Genomic DNA, 17,876 nt, shown 5'->3' with positions numbered 1-17,876 from the left:
TTCGAGCTGTCCCCGGCGCCCCTCGTCCTGTCCTATGGCCATCACCCTGGTCGTAAAGCGGGATGCCTTGGCGCCGTATGGGCACGTGGCGCTATAATAGCCCTTTTGCGTCGATGCGCGAAGCCGGGCCCGAGGCGGCGCCGGCGTCGCGGCGACAGGCCCGCGTTCAACCAGAGGTTGCCCTATCAACATGACCAGCGAGACCACCAGCGCGCCGAACTTCATTCGCAACCAGATTCGCGAGGAGGTCGAGGCCGGACGGCAGGGGAAGATCATCACCCGCTTCCCGCCGGAGCCCAATGGCTTCCTGCACATCGGCCACGCCAAGTCGATCTGTCTGAATTTCGGGCTCGCCGAGCAGTTCGGTGGCGACTGTCATCTGCGCTTCGACGACACCAACCCGGCGAAGGAAGAGCAGGCCTATATCGACGCCATCAAGGAGGATGTCAACTGGCTGGGCTTCGAGTGGGCGGGGCCGGTGCGCTTCGCCTCCGACTACTTCGACCAGCTCTACGCCTGGGCCCAGCACCTGGTGCGCGAGGGCAAGGCCTATGTCGACGACCTCTCGCCCGAGGAGATGCGCGAGTATCGCGGCACCCTGACCGAGGCGGGCCGGCCGAGCCCGTATCGCGAGCGCGGCGTGGAGGAGAACCTCGACCTGCTGGAGCGCATGCGCGTCGGCGAGTTCGCCGAGGGCGAGAAGGTGCTGCGGGCCAGGATCGACATGGCCGCCCCCAACATCAACCTGCGCGATCCCATCCTCTACCGCATCCGCCACGCCCATCACCACCAGACCGGGGACCAGTGGAAGATCTATCCGTCCTACGATTTCACCCATGGCCAGTCGGATGCCATCGAGGGCGTGACCCACTCCATCTGCACCCTGGAGTTCGAGGATCACCGGCCGCTCTACGAGTGGTTCCTGGACAACCTGCCGGTGCCGGCCCGCCCGCGCCAGATCGAGTTCGCCCGGCTTAACCTCAACTACACCCTGACCTCCAAGCGCAAGCTCAAGCTGCTGGTGGACGAGGGCATCGTCGACGGCTGGGACGACCCGCGCATGCCGACCATCTCCGGGATGCGTCGCCGTGGCTACACCCCGGCCTCGATCCGCAAGTTCTGCGAGATGATCGGCGTCACCCGGGCCGACGGCGGCCTGGTGGACATCGCCATGCTGACCCATGCCCTGCGCTCCGACCTCGAGGACAATGCGCCGCGCGCCATGTGCGTGCTCAAGCCCCTCAAGGTGGTGCTGACCAACGTGGCCGAGGACCATGAGGAGGTCTACGAGGTGGCCGGGCATCCGGCCCGCGAGGACATGGCCGTACGCCGGGTGCCGTTCACCCGCGAGATCTACATCGATCACGACGACTTCATGGAAGAGCCGCCGAAGAAGTTCTTCCGCCTGGCGCCGGGCAAGGAGGTGCGCCTGCGCAATTCCTACGTGATCCGTTGCGACGAGGTGGTCAAGGGCGCGGACGGCGAGATCGAGGAGCTGCGCTGCTCGGTGGACTTCGACACCCTGGGCAAGAACCCCGAGGGCCGCAAGGTCAAGGGCGTGATCCACTGGGTCAGTGCCCCCCATGGCGTGCCCGTGGAGGTGCGGCTCTACGACAACCTCTTCCAGGTCGAGCAGCCGGACAAGGACAAGGATGCCGACTTCCTCGAGCACCTCAATCCCGAGTCGCTGGTCACCGTGCAGGGGGTCGCCGAGCCGAGCCTGGCCGGCACCGCGCCGGAGAGTCGCTTCCAGTTCGAGCGGGTGGGCTATTTCTGTACCGACCGCCATGCCTCCTCACCCGACAGGCTGGTGTTCAACCGCACCGTGGGGCTCAAGGACACCTGGGCGAAGATCAAGAAGAAGGGCTGACATGCAGATCTACAACACGCTCACCCGGCGCAAGGAAACCTTCACGCCCATCGACCCGGGCAAGGTGCGCATGTACGTCTGCGGCATGACCGTCTACGACTACTGCCACCTGGGCCATGCCCGGGTGATGGTGGCCTTCGACGTCATCACCCGCTACCTGCGCGCGCGTGGCTATGACGTCACCTATGTGCGCAACATCACCGACATCGACGACAAGATCCTCAAGCGGGCCGACGAGAACGGCGAGACCATCGAGGCGCTCACCGACCGCATGATCGATGCCATGCACGAGGACGAGGGCCGGCTCGGGGTGCTGCGACCGGACAGCGAGCCTCGCGCCACCCGGCATCTCGACGAGATCGTCGGCATGATCCAGGCGCTGATCGACAAGGGCTACGCCTACGCCGCGGACAACGGCGACGTCTACTACCGGGTGCGCCGGTTCGAGGGCTACGGCAAGCTCAACAACCGCGATCCGGACGAGATGCGCGCCGGCGCCCGGGTCGACGTCGACGAGCACAAGGAGGACCCGCTGGACTTCGTGCTGTGGAAGGCGGCCAAGCCCGGCGAGGCCAACTGGCTCTCGCCCTGGGGGGCGGGACGCCCCGGCTGGCATATCGAGTGCTCGGCGATGTCCACCTGCTGCCTGGGCGAGACCTTCGACATCCACGGTGGCGGGCCGGACCTGACCTTTCCCCACCACGAGAACGAGATCGCCCAGAGCGAGGCCGCGACCGGCAAGCCCTACGTCAACACCTGGATGCACGCCGGCGCCGTGCGGGTGGACCAGGAGAAGATGTCCAAGTCGCTGGGCAACTTCTTCACCATCCGCGAGGTGCTGGCGCACCATGATCCGGAGGTGGTGCGCTACCTGCTGGTCGCGAGCCACTACCGCAGCCCGATCAACTACGCCCCCGAGTCGCTGGCCGACGCCCGCAAGTCCCTGGAGCGTTTCTACAATGCCCTGGCGGACGTGGAGGCGCAGGAGGGCGAGGTGGATGCCTCCTTCGATCGGCGCTTCACCGCCGCCATGGACGATGACTTCAACACCGCCGAGGCGATGTCGGTGCTCTTCGACCTGGCCCGGGAGCTCAACCGGGCGAAGAAGGAGGCACCGGACCAGGCACCGGCGCTGGCCGCCGAGCTCAGGCGCCTGGGCGAGGTGCTGGGCCTGTTGCAGCAGGCGCCGGCGGCCTTCCTCCAGGGCGGGATGGCCGAGCTGCCGCTGCCCGAGGCCGAGATCGAGGCGCGGATCGCCGCCCGGGCCGAGGCCAAGAAGGCTCGCGACTTCGCCACCGCCGACGGCATCCGCGACGAGCTGGCCGCGCTCGGCATCGTGCTCAAGGACAGCCGCGAGGGCACCTCCTGGGTGCTCGAGGCGCCGGGCGACTGACCCCCAGGTCGCGAAGGCGCGAGGGGAGGGCGGCCACCATCGAGCGCTCGATCCGCTGCTCGTGAGCGTCCCGCCCCGGATACGCAACGCCCGGCCTCGTGCCGGGCGTTGGGTATCTGTCCGGGGCCGACGCCAACGGTCAGGCGCTGGCCGGGTTCCCGGATAGCGTTGCAGCGGTTTCCCTGTTCAGTGACGTGCCTCACCACGGGCTCGACAGGCTTCCGGCGAGGAGGGAGCCGGCCCCTCGTCGACGACGGCCATGGCCTCGTCCAGGCTCCTGGCCACCGCATTCCACGGCAGCGGCGATCCGGCGAGGTGGCAGTGGTAGAGTGCATCGTCATCGATTTCGACGCGATGGATGTCGTTGCCCCGATTGTCCTGCCACCAGTCGGCATGGACATGCTGCCAGCGAGGGGTGAGCGGCGTTCCGATGTTCATGAGGACGTCCCTCCTTTGACTACCCGTGCAGGGCGAGAGCTCAGAGTGCTTTCCAGATCTGCAGGTGGGTTCTGCCAGCCCGTGCCAGCGCGAGTGGAAAGCGAGTCTGCGCTTGGCGTTGGCCGGATCCACCGGCCCCAGATCCTCGTGGGGGGGATGGGGGAGACTGCCGACGTCCACCCTGTCACGAGATCGGGGGCGCGTCCGGGGGAGCTGCCCGGTGCGAGCGGTCCGGCGTATCGGGCGCGCCTTGGCGAGGGGGCGTTTCTCACGGGGGTTATGAGTCAACAGCAATACCTGGTTCATATTGCTTCTCTCCGAACGGCTTGGCGGCCATGGGAGCGACTCTCGGTCGCCGGTCATCAGAGCGAGGGCAGGCGCTCATCCAGCAGTATCGGACGGCCCAAGCCTCGGCCCATGCTTCCAGAGTAGTACAAGAACGCTGTTTGTAAACGCTGTGCTTTAATCTTTTTTAACTGTTGTTAACGTTATTTAACTTTTTGTAACGTAACTTAACTGTGCCTGATCATCACGGCACCTGATGCAACATTCGGGCTCGGCCGTTTGAAGATATGGCGGGTAGGCGTGCCGGGCGTTGTCATTCACGTCGGGTCAAGGGGCGCTTTGGGCCGCCGGGGGCAGGGGCATCTGGTGGGGCCAGCCGTCGTCGACCACGAAGATCCGGCACCACTCCGCCGGCGCGCCCTTCCCGGGCAGGCGCAGGCCGAGCTGCACCGGCGCTCCGACGCCGGCGAAGTGCAGCCGCAGGCAGTGCTCCAGCACCGGCAGCGAGGCCAGCCGCTCCGAGCGCGGTAGGGCGAGCCAGTGCGGCTTGCACAGCCAGGCCCCGCGTGTGCCCGCGGGGAGCGCCTCGTGGAGCCGCGGCCAGTCTCGCCAGTACAGCCATTCCCCGCGATGGTGGTCGGGGGTGGCATCCCGGGGCGCGGGTAGCGGGGCATGGAAGGGATAGAACAGCACCCCGGGCATCGCCAGGCGCTGCCGGAGGCGCGGGACCGGCCCGCCCAGCCGCTCGGCCAGCGCCTGGCGGGCCGCCGGGGAGTGGGCCAGCGGCAACTGGTGGCGCTCCAGGTGGGCGCGCTTGATGGCCAGGCTGTCCAGGCCGCCGGGGCCGATCCAGCGGGCCTGGTCGGCATCGTCGCCGGGCCCCTCGGGGAGGCCCAGGTAGTACTTGATGGCCACCTCCAGGTGCACCGGGATGGGGTCCTGTGCCTCGGCATAGACCAGGTCGAGCTCTCCCAGGGTGCGGCGCTCGTGGATCACCGGCAGGTTATGGGCCAACAGGCGGGTGCCGGGTGCCGTGTCGAGCAGGCATTGCCACAACCGCTCGTGATAATGGCCCATGCGGCCCTTCAGGGTGTCGCCGATGAAGTGTTCGAGTCGCTCGGGCCGGGCCTCCAGGTGACCCAGGTAGTCGGCCTGGGCGTCGTCGCCGCCCAGGCCCAGTTGCGCCGGGTCGGGGCGACGGTGCCGCTCCAGGCTGAGCAGGTCCGGGGCCTGCAGCAGCCAGGCCAGGTCGCGTACCAGCGGGTGTTGCCAGCGGTCGATGATGTCGTGAAGCCCGTCAGGCGGCATGCGCTCGGGTTCCTGGCGTTGAGATGTGGTTCTGACAGCCAAGCTGTACAGGCCTTACACTCAGCTTACATTCATAGCGGAAGTGGGTGGTAATCATGAAGCCAGTATTGACGCGTCTCGCCGCCGTCGCGGCCGGCACCCTGATGACGCTTGCCGCGGCCCAGGCTCAGGACTCGGGTGACCCGGTGGTGGTCGCCTCGAAGATCGACACCGAGGGCTCGGTGCTGGGGCAGCTGATCCTGCAGCGCCTCGAGGCCGGCGGCATCGAGGTCGAGAACCGCCTGCAGCTCGGCGGCACCAGCATCGTGCGCGGGGCCCTCACCGCCGGCGAGATCGACCTCTACCCCGAGTACACCGGCAACGGCGCCTTCTTCTTCGACATGGCCGACAGCCCGGTGTGGAAGGACGCCGAGCAGGCCTACGAGACCGTCAAGCAGAAGGACCGGGAGCAGAACGGCCTGGTGTGGCTGACCCCGGCGGATGCCAACAACACCTGGGCGATCAGCGTACGCGGCGAGCTGGCCCGGGAGCACGGCCTGGAGAGCCTCGAGGACCTGGCCGACTACTTGGATGAGGGGGGCGAGTTCAAGCTCGCCGCCAGCGCCGAGTTCGTCGAGTCGCCCCAGGCCCTGCCGGCCTTCCAGGAGGCGTACGGCTTCGCGCTGTCCGAGGAGCAGCTGCTGGTGCTCTCCGGCGGCAACACCGCCGCCACCATGCGCGCCGCCGCCCAGCAGACCAGCGGCGTCAACGCCGCCATGACCTACGGCACCGACGGCGGCCTCAAGGCCCTGGATCTGGTGGTCATGGACGACAGCCTGGGCGTGCAGCCGGTCTACCAGCCGGCTCCGGTGGTCAGGCAGGCCGTGCTCGAGGCCCATCCGACGATCGAGAGCCTGCTGGCGCCGGTCTTCGCGGCGCTGGATCGCGACACCCTGCAGCGCCTCAACGGCGACGTCGCCGTCAACGGACGCGATCCGGCCCGGGTCGCCGCGGACTTCCTGGACACCCTGGACGAGTGAGGCCCGGGGTGCGCCGGGACACGACACGCCCCAACATCGTCCTCGCCAGCCTGCTGCTGGCCACGCTGGTCGCCTGGGTCGGCCTGGACGCCGTGAGCGTGGCGCCCAACCGCATCGTGCCCGGCAGCGGCTTCGCCGCCTGGGAGGTCGCCGGTCCCGCCGGCCTGGGGGTGAGCCTGCTGCCCCTGCTGGCCGGGCTCTGGCTGGCCGGGCGACCCACGCCGGGCAGGCTGCGGCTGTCGCTGGGGCTGGTGGTGGCCATGCTGGCCGCCTTGCCCGCCTGGCTGGCGCTGGCCGCGGCCAACCTGGTCGCCCCCGAGCTGCCCCAGGTTCGCATGGGCATCGGCGCCGGGGTCTGGGTCGCGCTCTTCCTGCTGCTGCTGGCCCTGATCGAGCTGCGTAGCCGGCTGGCCCTGTCGCGGCCGCTGGGCTGGGCGCTGCTGCTGGTGCCGCTGGCGAGCCTGGCGACCTGCCTGGCCCTGTGGCTCGAGCCCCTGGCCCTGCGCCAGGAATACCGGGGGCGCCGCGAGCAGTTCGTCGGTGCCATCGGCGAGCACCTGCTGCTGGTCGGCGTGGCCGTGACGGTGAGCCTGGTGTTGGGCGTGGTGCTGGCCCTGGCCATGCGTCACTGGCCCGGCGTCCAGAAGGTCGGCTTCGGGGTGCTCAACTTCCTGCAGACGATTCCCAGCCTGGCGCTGTTCGGCCTGCTGCTGGCGCCGCTCGCCTGGCTGGCCGCCAATGTCGAGTGGCTGGCGGACCTCGGCGTCAGCGGCATCGGCTGGGCGCCGGCGTTGCTGGCGCTGGTGGGCTACAGCCTGCTGCCGATGGTGCGCAACACCTTCGTCGCCCTCGACGAGGTCGATCCCGGCGTGATCGAGGCGGCCCGCGGCATGGGCATGAGCCGTGGCCAGGTGTTCCGCCAGGTGCGCCTGCCGCTGGCGCTGCCGGTAATCCTCGAGGGCATCCGCATCACCTCGGTGCAGGCCATCGGGTTGACCGCCGTGGCCGCGCTGATCGGTGCCGGTGGCCTCGGCACCTTCATCTTCCAGGGGCTGGGCCAGGCGGCGATGGACCTGGTGCTGCTCGGCGCCTTGCCGATCCTGGTGATGGCCCTGCTCGCCGATGCCCTGCTCGGCGCCCTGACCGACCTGCTGCGCCCGGGAGGGGTGAGATGATCGAACTGATCCACGTGACCAAGCGCTTCGGGGCCGAGACCGCGGTGGAGGACATCTCGCTGTCCGTGGCCAGGGGCGAGTTCTGCGTGCTGGTGGGCACCTCCGGCTGCGGCAAGTCGACGACGCTGCGCATGATCAATCGCCTGATCGAGCACAGCGAGGGCGAGATCCACATCGATGGCCAGCAGATCCGCGCCTTCCGCGAGGAGACCCTGCGCCGACGCATGGGCTACGCCATCCAGAGTACCGGCCTCTTCCCGCACTGGACGGTGGCGCGCAACATCGGCCTGGTGCCGCGGCTGCTCAAGTGGCCGGCGGAGCGGGTCCGCGAGCGGGTGGAGGAACTGATGACCCTGCTGGGCCTCGCCGTGGACGAGTTCGCCGACAAGTACCCCAGCCAGCTCTCCGGCGGCCAGGCCCAGCGGGTCGGGGTGGCCCGGGCCCTGGCCGCGGACCCCGATATCCTGCTGATGGACGAGCCCTTCGGCGCCCTGGACCCGATCACCCGGGAGACCCTGCAGGAGGAACTGCGGGCCCTGCAGGCCCGGCTGCAGAAGACCATCGTCTTCGTCACCCACGACATGGACGAGGCCCTGCACCTGGCCGACCGCCTGGTGGTCATGCACCAGGGGCGCATCCGCCAGCAGGGTCATCCCCTGGCGCTGCTCCGCGAACCCGCCGACGACTACGTCGCCTCGCTGCTCGGTGGCGAGGACCGGGGCCTCAAGGAGGCGGCCCTGCTGCCGGTGAGCGAGCGGATGCTGCCGCTGGCCCCCCGGCGGCCGGCCCGGGAGCGGGTGGGCCGGCACGCCACCCTGCGCGAGGCGCTGTCGATCATGCTCTGGCGTCATGCCGAGCGGCTGACCGTGGTCGACGACGACGATATGCCCATCGGCGAGCTGTCGCTGCGGCGGCTGGTGGGAGCCCGCGGCCATGAGTAGGGGGCCGGCGAGGCTCGGCGGCGCACTAGTGGGGCGCCGCTGGCTGGCGCCCGCCCTCTGGCTGCTGCTGCTGCTGGGCGCCTGCCTGGGCATGGCGCGGTTCGAGGGCCTGTTCCGCCTGGTCGAGCCCGACAGCCGGGCGGTCATCTACGCCCGCGCCGACTTCCTCGTCCTGCTCGGCCGCCACCTGCTGGTGGTCGGCGTGGGGGCGCTGCTGGCGATCCTGCTGGGCGTCGGGGCCGCGGTGGCCGTGACGCGGCGGGGCGGGCGCGACTTCCTGCCGCTGGTGGCCCAGCTGGCCTCGATCGGCCAGACCTTTCCGCCGGTGGCGGTGCTGGCGCTCGCCGTGCCGGTGCTCGGCTTCGGCACCCTGCCGATCATCGTGGCGCTGGTGCTCTACGGCCTGCTGCCCATCGTGCGCAACACCCTGGCCGGGATCGAGGGCATCGACCCGGGCGTGCGCGAGGCGGCCAGGGGCATGGGCATGACCGGGGGGCAGCTGCTGCGCCAGGTCGAGCTGCCCCTGGCGGCGCCGGTGATCCTCGCCGGCATCCGCACCTCGGTGACCATCAACATCGCCACCGCGGCCATCGGTGCCACGGTGGGGGCCAGCAACCTCGGCGACCCGATCATCTCGGGCATCGTCAACGGCAATACCGCCTATGTCCTCCAGGGGGCGGTGCTGATCGGCCTGCTGGCGCTCACCGTCGACAGCCTCTTCGCCCGCCTGCAACCCGCCGGCCCACGCTGATCCCGGCGGAGTTATACCGTTATCTTCCGGGATCCCGGGCGAGAGGAGGGAGACGCTGCCGTCGGTCGGAGTAAGCCAGAGGCGCACCCGACATGGCGGAGGCACGTTGGCCTGGTTCGTCGGGGGCGGAAGACGTCCTCCGGGGCTATTCAGAAACGGCAGTTTACGTTAACGTCAATATTGCTGCGTTGATCGGCGCCGGGGCAATCCCCTGGCGATCCGAAAGAATAGAGACAACACTGCCCTCAAAAGGGGTAAGGATCATGACGATGACCACAACGCGAGATACCCACGCGCCGGATTTCATGGCCGGGGACGAGTTCAGCATCCCCACCTACCGGGTCCTCTCCCAGGAGGGCCGCCTCTTCGAGGGCGCCGAGGCGCCGGACCTCGATCGCGACCAGGCACGGCGCATCTATCGCGCGATGATCGCCACCCGGGTCCTGGACGAGCGCATGATGGCGGCCCAGCGCCAGGGGCGACTGAGCTTCTACATGCAGTGCACCGGGGAGGAGGCCGCGGTGATCGGGGCCACCGCCGCCCTGGACGACGCCGACATGATCATGGCCCAGTACCGCGAGCAGGGCGCCCTGGTCTATCGCGGCTTCAGCTTCGACGAGTTCATGAACCAGCTGTTCGGCAACGAGCTCGACTACGGCAAGGGCCGCCAGATGCCGATCCACTACGGGTCGCGCAAGCTGCACTACATGACCATCTCCTCGCCGCTCGCCACCCAGATTCCCCAGGCCACGGGCTATGCCTATGGTCAGAAGCTGGCCGGGGACGGCCAGTGCACCATCGTCTTCTTCGGCGAGGGGGCCGCCTCCGAGGGCGACTTCCATGCCGCGCTGAACATGGCGGCGGTGCACGAGGTGCCGGTGATCTTCTTCTGCCGCAACAACGGTTATGCCATCTCCACCCCCTCCATCGAGCAGTTCGCCGCCGACGGCGTGGCGCCGCGGGCCTTCGGCTACCGCATGCACGTGATCCGCGTCGACGGCAACGACATCCTGGCGGTCTACCGCGCCACCCAGGAGGCCCGGCGCATCGCCGTGGAGCGCAACAAGCCGGTGCTGATCGAGGCGATGACCTATCGCCTGGCCGCCCACTCGTCCTCGGACGATCCCTCCGGCTACCGCTCGCGCAAGGAAGAGGAGGCCTGGCGCGAGAAGGATCCCATCCTGCGCATGCGGCGCTGGATGGACGAGCAGGGCTGGTGGGACGACGAGGAGGAGAAGGCCCTCCAGGAGAGCCTGCGCCGCGAGGTCCTGGAGACCATGAAGCGCGCCGAGAAGCGCCCGCCACCGCCCCTGGACAGCCTGGTCACGGACGTCTACGCCGACGTCACGCCGGCCCTGCAGCACCAGCTCGACGCCCTCAAGGTGCATATCCGCCGCCACCCCGATGCCTATCCCCGGGGCGCCCGCTCCCTGGATCCCGGACTGAGCCAGGGCGACGACGCGGCAGCCGACAAGGGAGGGGCCTGAGATGCCGACCATGAACATGCTGCAGGCCATCAACAACGCCCTGGACATCGCCATGGCCGAGGACGAGAAGGTGCTGTGCTTCGGCGAGGACGTGGGCGGCTTCGGGGGCGTCTTCCGCGCCACCAGCCACCTGCAGGAGAAGTACGGGCGGACGCGCTGCTTCAACACCCCGCTGGTGGAGCAGGGCATCATCGGCTTCGCCAACGGCCTGGCCGCCCAGGGCTCGGTGCCGGTGGCCGAGATCCAGTTCGCCGACTACATCTTTCCGGCCTTCGACCAGATCGTCAACGAGACCGCCAAGTTCCGCTATCGCTCGGGGGACCTCTTCAACGTCGGCGGCCTGACCATCCGCGCTCCCTACGGCGGCGGCATCTCCGGTGGCCACTATCACTCCCAGTCCCCGGAAGCCTATTTCGCCCATACGCCCGGCCTCAAGATCGTGGTGCCGCGCAATCCCTACGAGGCCAAGGGCCTGCTGCTGGCCGCCATCCGCGACCCGGACCCGGTGCTGTTCTTCGAGCCCAAGCGCCTCTACCGCGCCTCGACCGGCGAGGTGCCCGAGGAGGACTACCAGTTGCCCATCGGCGAGGCCGAGGTCACCAAGGAAGGCAGCGACGTCACCCTGGTGGGCTGGGGCGCTCAGATGGAGGTCATCGAGCGCGCCGTGGAGCTGGCCGAGAAGGAGGGCATCTCCTGTGAGGTGATCGACCTGCGCAGCATCCTGCCCTGGGACGAGGACGCCGTGGCCGAGTCGGTGCTCAAGACAGGCCGCCTGGTGGTCACCCACGAGGCGCCGCGCACCGGCGGCTTCGCCGGCGAGATCGCCGCCGCCATCCAGGATCGCTGCTTCCTGTACCTGGAATCGCCCATCATGCGCGTGACCGGCCTGGATACCCCCTTCCCGCTGACCCTGGAGAAGGAGTACCTGCCGGACCACCTCAAGATCTTCGAGGCCATTCGCGAGAGCGTGAACTATTGAGCCGATATCAGGACAGGAGAGACATCATGACGGAGTTCAAGCTGCCCGATATCGGTGAAGGTATCGTGGAGTGCGAAGTCGTGGAATGGCGCGTCGCCGAGGGCGATGCCGTCGAGGAAGACCAGCCGGTGGTCGAGGTGATGACCGACAAGGCGCTGGTCGAGATCACCGCGCCCGAGGCCGGGCGGGTCACCAAGCTGCACGTCGGCAAGGGCGAGATCGCCAAGGTTCACGCCCCGCTGTTCGCCTACGAGGCGCAGGGCGAGGCCGCAGGGGCCGACGAGTCGACCCCGAGCGAGACGCCGGCGCCCGAGGCGCAGAGCGGTCATCGCCCGCCGGCTCGTGACGGCCGGGCCAAGGACTTCATCCTGCCGGATATCGGCGAGGGCATCGTCGAGTGCGAGGTGGTCGAGTGGCGCGTGGCCGAGGGCGAGGACATCGCCGAGGATCAGCCGGTGGTCGACGTGATGACCGACAAGGCGCTGGTCGAGATCACCGCCCCCGAGGCGGGCCGGGTGAGCCGGCTGCACGTCGCCAGGGGCGAGATCGCCAGGGTGCATGCGCCGCTGTTCGCCTACGTGCCCGAGGGCGGCGCCGAGCCGGCCGAGGAGGCCGCCGCGACGGGGCCGGCCAGCCGGGCCGAGACCCCCAGGGCCGCGCCGGCCGGCACCGCGGCCTCCGCCCGTGCGGGCCGCGGTGCCCATGGGCGCATCCCGGCGAGCCCCGCGGTGCGCCGCCTGGTCCGCGAGCATGAATTGAGCCTCGAGGAGATTCCCGGCTCCGGCAAGGACGGTCGCGTGCTCAAGGAGGACGTCATGGCGGTGGTCGAGGGCGGCCGGGCGCGGCCCGTCGAGGCGGCGCCGGCTCCCCGCCCGGCCCCGGCCGAGGAGGGCGAGGTGCGGATCGAGCCGATGCGCGGGGTCCGGGCGGCCATGGCCCGGCGCATGGTGGCCTCGGCCACGACCATCCCGCACTTCCAGTACGGCGAGGAGATCGACGCCACCGCACTGCTGGCGCTGCGCGAGCGGCTCAAGCCCGAGGCCGAGGCACGCGATACCAGGCTTACGTTAATGCCCTTCTTCATGAAGGCCATGGCGCTGGCGATCCAGGACTTCCCGATCCTCAACAGCCGCCTCAACGAGGCCGCCGACGAGATCCACTACCTGCCGTCCTGCAATATCGGCATGGCGGTGGACGGCAAGGCGGGGCTGATGGTGCCCAACGTCAAGGGCGTGGAGACGCTCAGCCTGCTGGAGGTGGCCGGGGAGATCCAGCGCCTCACCGGCGAGGCCCGGGAGGGGCGGGTGGCCCAGGCCGACCTGCAGGGCGGCACCATCAGCATCTCCAACATCGGCGCCCTGGGCGGCACCTATGCCGCGCCCATCATCAACGCCCCGGAGGTGGCGATCGTGGCCATCGGCAAGACCCAGTGGCTGCCGCGCTTCGACGCGGCCGGCGAGGTGACCCGCCGGGCGATCATGACCGTGACCTGGGCCGGCGACCATCGCCTGATCGACGGCGGCACCATCGCGCGGTTCTGCAATGCCTGGAAGCGCTACCTCGAGGCGCCGGAGACCATGCTCCTCCATCTTCGATAAGCGCGTATTTCCAAGCTCCCAGCCATGCCGAGCACCGGGGGCAAGGTGACGCGAGGGTCCTTTGCCAAGGATGGCAAAGGTAGCGCCCAGGGACGGGTTCACAGCGCCCTCGCGAAAGCTTGCCGACGGGAGAGCTCGACTCTGATCCGCTGGGTTGTGAAAGGAAGCCCAAGTCATGACCCAGGCTCCGCTGCAGCAGTTCTATATCCCGGAAGACCAGTCGGTCTACCTGCTCAGTCACCATGACGCCCGCAAGCTCAAGGAGTGGGTGGCGTTGTGCCAGGCCCAGCTCGAGCAGCTGGGCTATCGGCATATCGAGCTGATCGGCAAGGGGGCCTACGGCTTCGTCTTCGCCGGCCTCACCGCCACCGGCGAGGAGTACGTCTTCAAGTTCACCCGGGTCAACCTGCCCCAGCACCTGCAGGACCGCCTCGAGGAGGAGGCCTTCATGCTGGAGCAGGTCGCCCATCCCCGGGTGCCGCGGCTGATCGTCTTCCAGCGGGTGCGCAACCAGTCGATCCTGGTGATGCAGCGGGCGCCCGGGGTCAACCTCGAGGAGGTCTCGCTGCGCGAGGGGCGGCTGTCGCCGCGGCTGGTCGTGCGCATCGCCGACCAGCTCGCCGACATCCTACGCGCCCTGCGCCGGGAATCGGGCCCCTCCGGCAAGCCGATCGTCCACGGCGATATCAAGCCCTCCAACCTGGTCTACGACGACCGCCACGAGACCATCGCCCTGATCGACTGGGGCTCCTCGGTGTTCGCCCAGCTCGACGCCAACCAGCAGTTCGTGGCCGCCAACGTCATGGAGCTGATGTCGGACAACCTGCAGCAGACCAATGCCCGCCTCGGCGATGTCTACTTCATCGGCGAGGAGCAACTCGACGGTGCGCTGTCCTCGCCGCGCTTCGACGAGCAGGGCGCCGCCGGCACCCTCTATGCCCTGGCCTCGGCCCAGTCGTGTCGCTTCGGCCACCGCGCCATCCCGGCGACCTCGCTCGGCCTGCCCATGGAGTTCGCTCGCATGCTCGACGGCATGCTCGACCCCGACCCCCGGGTGCGCCTCAAGGCCGGGGACCATTTCATCCGCGAGATGCCGCGGCTGGGCCGGTTGGTGATGCTCGACCTGCCGGCGCCCCCGGAGGCCCCACTGGTGCCGGTCTGGAGCCGGCCGCCGGACCGCGAGATCGATACCGTGGTCTACAGCTCGCGCAAGTCCTTCCTGCGCGAGGAGGGCGTGCGCGAGACCCTGAACGACGTCAATGACGTCCAGCTGGATCGCTACTACAGGAACTTCATGCAGGGCATGGGCGAGACCGAGAAGGCCTTCCTGGCCGCGGTGAGCCGGCTCGGCAAGTATCCTGTGGTGGGGGGGCTGGCGGTGCACTGGGAGGTCGATGGGGTCTACATCGACACCTCCCTGAACCTCCACGACCCGGCGCTCAAGCCGGCCTTCGTCGCCGCGGTCAACAACATGGTGACCCTGGCTCGGGCCATCCACCGGCGCGGCATCTTCAAGAGTTGCCTGTTCAATGCCCGGGATACCCTGCACCTGGATCGGGAGGGGCCCGACCGGCCCTTCGTGGTCTCGCCGGACCTGCGCCTGGCCTACGAGGTCAGCGCCGCTCCCGAGCTGGAGGATCGCTCACGGCTGCACAGCTACTTCGAGGACGGGCCCGACCCGGAGGAGTTCCTGGTGCTGCCGGAGGCGATCATCTCCTCCCTCGAGGCCCTCAACGACATCCACCACACCGGCATGATCATCTTCGAGGCGCTGCCCGAGCACCTCAAGATCCACAGCCACTACCGCCTGCTCGACCCGTCCCGGGAGGAGGAATTCCGCCGGCGCCTCGGCGACATCCTCGATGCCGTGGGGCTGATCGAGGGGCTCGGGGTCTCGGGCTTCATGAAGATGCCCTACAAGGACACCCGCTTCTTCGCCCACGTCGCCCGCCAGCCGGAGCGCTTCTACCCCCGGGATCCCCGCGCGGCCCTGGCCGCGGCACGGCGCGAGGCCGAGGCGGCGCGGGAAGGCTGAGCCACCGGCCGTGACTTAGAGTGAGGCGGCGGCCCGTGCCGCCTGGTCGTAGAGCCCCGACATGGCCCGCAGGCTCGCGGCGATGCGATGCAGGTCCTCGCGCTCGATGCCGAGCGTCGACAGCGAGTCCACCAGGCAGGCCTCGCGGATCTCGGCATAGCGCTGGCAGGTCTCGCGCCCCTGGTCGGTGGTGCGAAAGAAGGTCTCCTTGCCGTGCTTCTCGCCCGCCACCAGACCCAGCTTGCCCAGCTTCTTCAGGGCATAGGTCACGGTATGGGTGTCTTCCACGTTGAGCACCAGGCAGATGTCGGCCTGACGCTTGGCGCGCTCCCGGTGGTTGATGCTGTGCAGCACCAGCACGTCCAGCGATCCCAGCTCCGGCAGGCCGGCGGCGGTCATGCAACGCACCATCCAGCGCTGGAAGGCGTGACTGGCGATGATCATGCCGAACTCGAACTCCGAGAGCTCCTGGGCGTTGCGGGACAGGTGCTCCGAGGAGACGATCGGGCCGCGGGGCGACGCGGCCGTCCGGGTATCGTCCTGGCTCATCAGCGGTTCCCCATGGCGGAGGGCAGGTAGGTGACGATCTCCGGGAAGAGGCCGATCAGCACCACGCCGAGCATCATCAGGAAGAAGAACGGCAGGGCGGCCCAGGCGATGCTCAGGATGTTGCGGCCGGTCATGCCCTGGAGCACGAAGAGGTTGAAGCCGATCGGCGGGGTGATCTGCGACATCTCCACCACGATCACCAGGTAGATGCCGAACCAGATCAGGTCGATGCCCGCCGCCTCGACCATGGGCAGCAGGATCGAGGTGGTCAGCACCACCACCGAGATGCCGTCCAGGAAGCAGCCGAGCAGGATGAACAGCACCGTGAGGGCCGCCAGCAGCATCACCGGCGAGAGCCCCAGGGTGCCGATCCAGGCGGCCAGGTCGCTGGGCAGCCCGGTGAAGCCCATGGCGGCGGTCAGGAAGGAGGCGCCGGCGAGGATGAAGGCGATCATGCAGGAGGTGCGCACGGCGCCGAGCAGGGCATCGCGGAACACCAGCCGGTCCATGCTGCCCTGGACCTTCGCCAGCAGCAGCGAGAGCACCACGCCCACGGCGGCGGCCTCGGTGGGCGAGGCCAGGCCGGCATAGATCGAGCCGATCACGCCGATGATCAGGCCCAGCAGGGGAATCAGCCGCCGCGAGCGGCGCAGGCGCTCCGCCCAGCCGACCCGGGCGTCGGCGGCGGGCACCTTGTCGGGGTAGCGCCAGGCCCAGAGCATCAGGTAGCCGGCGAACAGGCTGATCAGCAGCAGGCCGGGAAAGATGCCGGCGATGAACAGCCGGGCGATGGACTGGTCGGTGGCCACGCCGTAGACGATCAGGATGATCGAGGGCGGAATCAGCAGGCCCAGGGTCGCCGAGCCGGCCAGGGTGCCGATCACCAGCTGCTCGTCGTAGCCGCGGCGGGTCAGCTCGGGAATGGTCATCCGGCCCATGGTGGCACAGGTGGCGGCCGAGGAGCCGGAGACCGCGGCGAACAGCCCGCAGCCCACCACATTGGTATGCAGCAGTCGCCCGGGGATGCGCTGCATCCAGGGCGAGAGGCCGGTGAACATGTCGTCGGCCAGCCGCGAGCGGAACAGGATCTCGCCCATCCAGATGAACATCGGCAGGGCGGTGAGCTCCCAGCTGTAGCTGGCGCCCCAGATGTCGGAGGCCATCACGTCGCCGGTGGGGATGGTGGTGAACTGGCTCAGCGCGACCCAGCCCAGGCCCAGCAGCGAGAAGGCCACCCAGACGCCGCTGCCGAGCAGCACCAGCAGCGTGACGAAGAGCGTCGTGGTCAGTATCAGCATGGTCGGGTCTCGCTCATTCCTGGTTGGCGTCGTCGATGGTGAAGTCATCGGGCCGGCGCAGGGCGGTGGTCAGGGTCTGCCACCAGGCCTCGCCCAGCGCCAGGCAGAACAGCCCGATGCCGGCGAGCATGGCCGATTGCGGCAGCCACAGCGGGATGCTGAGCAGCCCGTAGGAGGTCTCGCCGAAGGCGATGCTGTCGGCCAGCAGGCGGTAGAGGTAGAAGGCCAGATAGAGGCACAGCGCCAGGGCCACGCTCAGGCAGGCTACCTCGACGAAGACCCGGTAGCGGGCCGGCAGCCGGCCGATCACCAGGGTCACGCGGATATGCGCCCCGTGGATGAAGGTGTAGGCCAGCCCCAGGAAGGTCGCGCCCACCAGCAGGAAGCCGGAGATCTCGGCGAGCCCGGGAATGGCCAGGCCGATGCGGCCCACGCCGATGGCGGTGGTCAGCAGGTCGATGAGGCGCCCGAGGATCTGGGCGGTGATCAGGGTGCAGATCAGCACCAGGCAGGTGGCGGACAGGTAGCCGCCGAGGTTGTAGAGGGGCCTGAGTCGATAGGTCATGGTGAATTCCCGATGCACCGCCAGATGTTAGCGCTCATTGAAGATGCCACCGTAGTGGCGGGCTGTTCCGGCGGCAGGCCTTTGCGAAGGCGCTGTGAACCCGTCCATGGGCGCTACCGACGCCCTGCGGCGCTCTCGCATCCTGCGCCGCTTGCAGGGCCGGTGCTGGCCATCCATGGCCAGCC

Annotated in this window: 15 protein-coding genes; 10 read left to right on the top strand and 5 right to left on the bottom strand. The window is 69.0% G+C overall.

What is annotated here, in order from left to right; translation table 11 throughout:
* Positions 1–190: 190 nt before the first annotated feature.
* Both OCT48_RS09990 and cysS read left to right on the top strand, forming a co-directional pair.
* Entirely contained in the window at positions 191–1,870 is a 1,680-nt protein-coding gene (locus tag OCT48_RS09990) for a glutamine--tRNA ligase/YqeY domain fusion protein (protein WP_263592544.1), read from the top strand.
* A 1-nt stretch (position 1,871) separates the two neighbouring features.
* The gene (cysS, locus tag OCT48_RS09985; protein ID WP_263592543.1) at positions 1,872–3,263 is read left to right on the top strand and encodes a cysteine--tRNA ligase; all 1,392 of its coding nucleotides are present in this window, start codon (positions 1,872–1,874) and stop codon (positions 3,261–3,263) included.
* Between the two features lie 186 nt (positions 3,264–3,449).
* Here the strand turns inward: cysS and OCT48_RS09980 are convergent, their stop codons facing one another.
* Together OCT48_RS09980 and OCT48_RS09975 are read right to left on the bottom strand one after the other, a co-directional pair.
* Positions 3,450–3,701: a hypothetical protein gene (locus OCT48_RS09980; RefSeq protein WP_263592542.1), complete on the bottom strand. Its 252-nt coding sequence runs from the start codon at positions 3,699–3,701 to the stop codon at positions 3,450–3,452.
* Positions 3,702–4,313: 612 nt separating this feature from the next.
* A complete protein-coding gene (locus tag OCT48_RS09975; RefSeq protein ID WP_263592541.1) occupies positions 4,314–5,294 on the bottom strand; it encodes a DUF1853 family protein in 981 nt (326 codons plus the stop codon).
* Positions 5,295–5,389: 95 nt separating this feature from the next.
* Between OCT48_RS09975 and OCT48_RS09970 the strand changes: the two genes are divergently transcribed.
* The 8 genes from OCT48_RS09970 to OCT48_RS09935 all read left to right on the top strand — a co-directional run bounded on the left by OCT48_RS09970 (position 5,390) and on the right by OCT48_RS09935 (position 15,279).
* Positions 5,390–6,313 (top strand): ABC transporter substrate-binding protein, encoded by a 924-nt coding sequence (locus OCT48_RS09970; protein ID WP_263592540.1) that lies wholly within the window; start codon positions 5,390–5,392, stop codon positions 6,311–6,313.
* Between the two features lie 8 nt (positions 6,314–6,321).
* Positions 6,322–7,488, top strand: coding sequence for an ABC transporter permease (locus OCT48_RS09965; RefSeq protein ID WP_263592539.1), 1,167 nt, complete (start codon positions 6,322–6,324; stop codon positions 7,486–7,488).
* Positions 7,485–8,429, top strand: coding sequence for an ABC transporter ATP-binding protein (locus OCT48_RS09960; protein ID WP_263592538.1), 945 nt, complete (start codon positions 7,485–7,487; stop codon positions 8,427–8,429). The genes OCT48_RS09965 and OCT48_RS09960 overlap by 4 nt, the downstream gene beginning before the upstream one ends.
* Positions 8,422–9,180, top strand: a complete 759-nt coding sequence (locus tag OCT48_RS09955; protein WP_263592537.1) for an ABC transporter permease — start codon at positions 8,422–8,424, stop codon at positions 9,178–9,180. The genes OCT48_RS09960 and OCT48_RS09955 overlap by 8 nt, the downstream gene beginning before the upstream one ends.
* A gap of 263 nt (positions 9,181–9,443) precedes the next feature.
* Positions 9,444–10,667: a thiamine pyrophosphate-dependent dehydrogenase E1 component subunit alpha gene (locus OCT48_RS09950; RefSeq protein ID WP_263592536.1), complete on the top strand. Its 1,224-nt coding sequence runs from the start codon at positions 9,444–9,446 to the stop codon at positions 10,665–10,667.
* A 1-nt stretch (position 10,668) separates the two neighbouring features.
* On the top strand, positions 10,669–11,646 hold the full coding sequence (locus OCT48_RS09945; protein WP_263592535.1) for an alpha-ketoacid dehydrogenase subunit beta: 978 nt from the start codon (positions 10,669–10,671) through the stop codon (positions 11,644–11,646).
* Between the two features lie 26 nt (positions 11,647–11,672).
* Positions 11,673–13,244, top strand: coding sequence for a dihydrolipoyllysine-residue acetyltransferase (locus tag OCT48_RS09940; protein WP_263592534.1), 1,572 nt, complete (start codon positions 11,673–11,675; stop codon positions 13,242–13,244).
* 175 nt (positions 13,245–13,419) lie between these two features.
* The gene (locus tag OCT48_RS09935; RefSeq protein ID WP_263592533.1) at positions 13,420–15,279 is read left to right on the top strand and encodes a protein kinase domain-containing protein; all 1,860 of its coding nucleotides are present in this window, start codon (positions 13,420–13,422) and stop codon (positions 15,277–15,279) included.
* 15 nt (positions 15,280–15,294) lie between these two features.
* Here the strand turns inward: OCT48_RS09935 and OCT48_RS09930 are convergent, their stop codons facing one another.
* From OCT48_RS09930 to OCT48_RS09920, 3 genes are read right to left on the bottom strand one after another with little or no spacing between them, the layout of a single operon-like run.
* The gene (locus tag OCT48_RS09930) at positions 15,295–15,828 is read right to left on the bottom strand and encodes a winged helix DNA-binding protein (protein ID WP_263592532.1); all 534 of its coding nucleotides are present in this window, start codon (positions 15,826–15,828) and stop codon (positions 15,295–15,297) included.
* Positions 15,828–17,126, bottom strand: a complete 1,299-nt coding sequence (locus tag OCT48_RS09925; RefSeq protein WP_263592531.1) for a TRAP transporter large permease — start codon at positions 17,124–17,126, stop codon at positions 15,828–15,830. Before OCT48_RS09925 ends, OCT48_RS09930 begins: the two co-directional genes overlap by 1 nt.
* Before the next feature lie 13 nt (positions 17,127–17,139).
* Entirely contained in the window at positions 17,140–17,691 is a 552-nt protein-coding gene (locus OCT48_RS09920) for a TRAP transporter small permease (protein WP_263592530.1), read from the bottom strand.
* Between the last annotated feature and the right edge of the window lie 185 nt (positions 17,692–17,876).

It is taken from the genome of Halomonas sp. M4R1S46 (assembly GCF_025725685.1).
In the GTDB taxonomy this organism is placed as follows: domain Bacteria; phylum Pseudomonadota; class Gammaproteobacteria; order Pseudomonadales; family Halomonadaceae; genus Halomonas.
The sequence above is the reverse complement of the archived record's forward strand: the minus strand, read 5'-3'. Positions and strand labels throughout refer to the sequence as shown.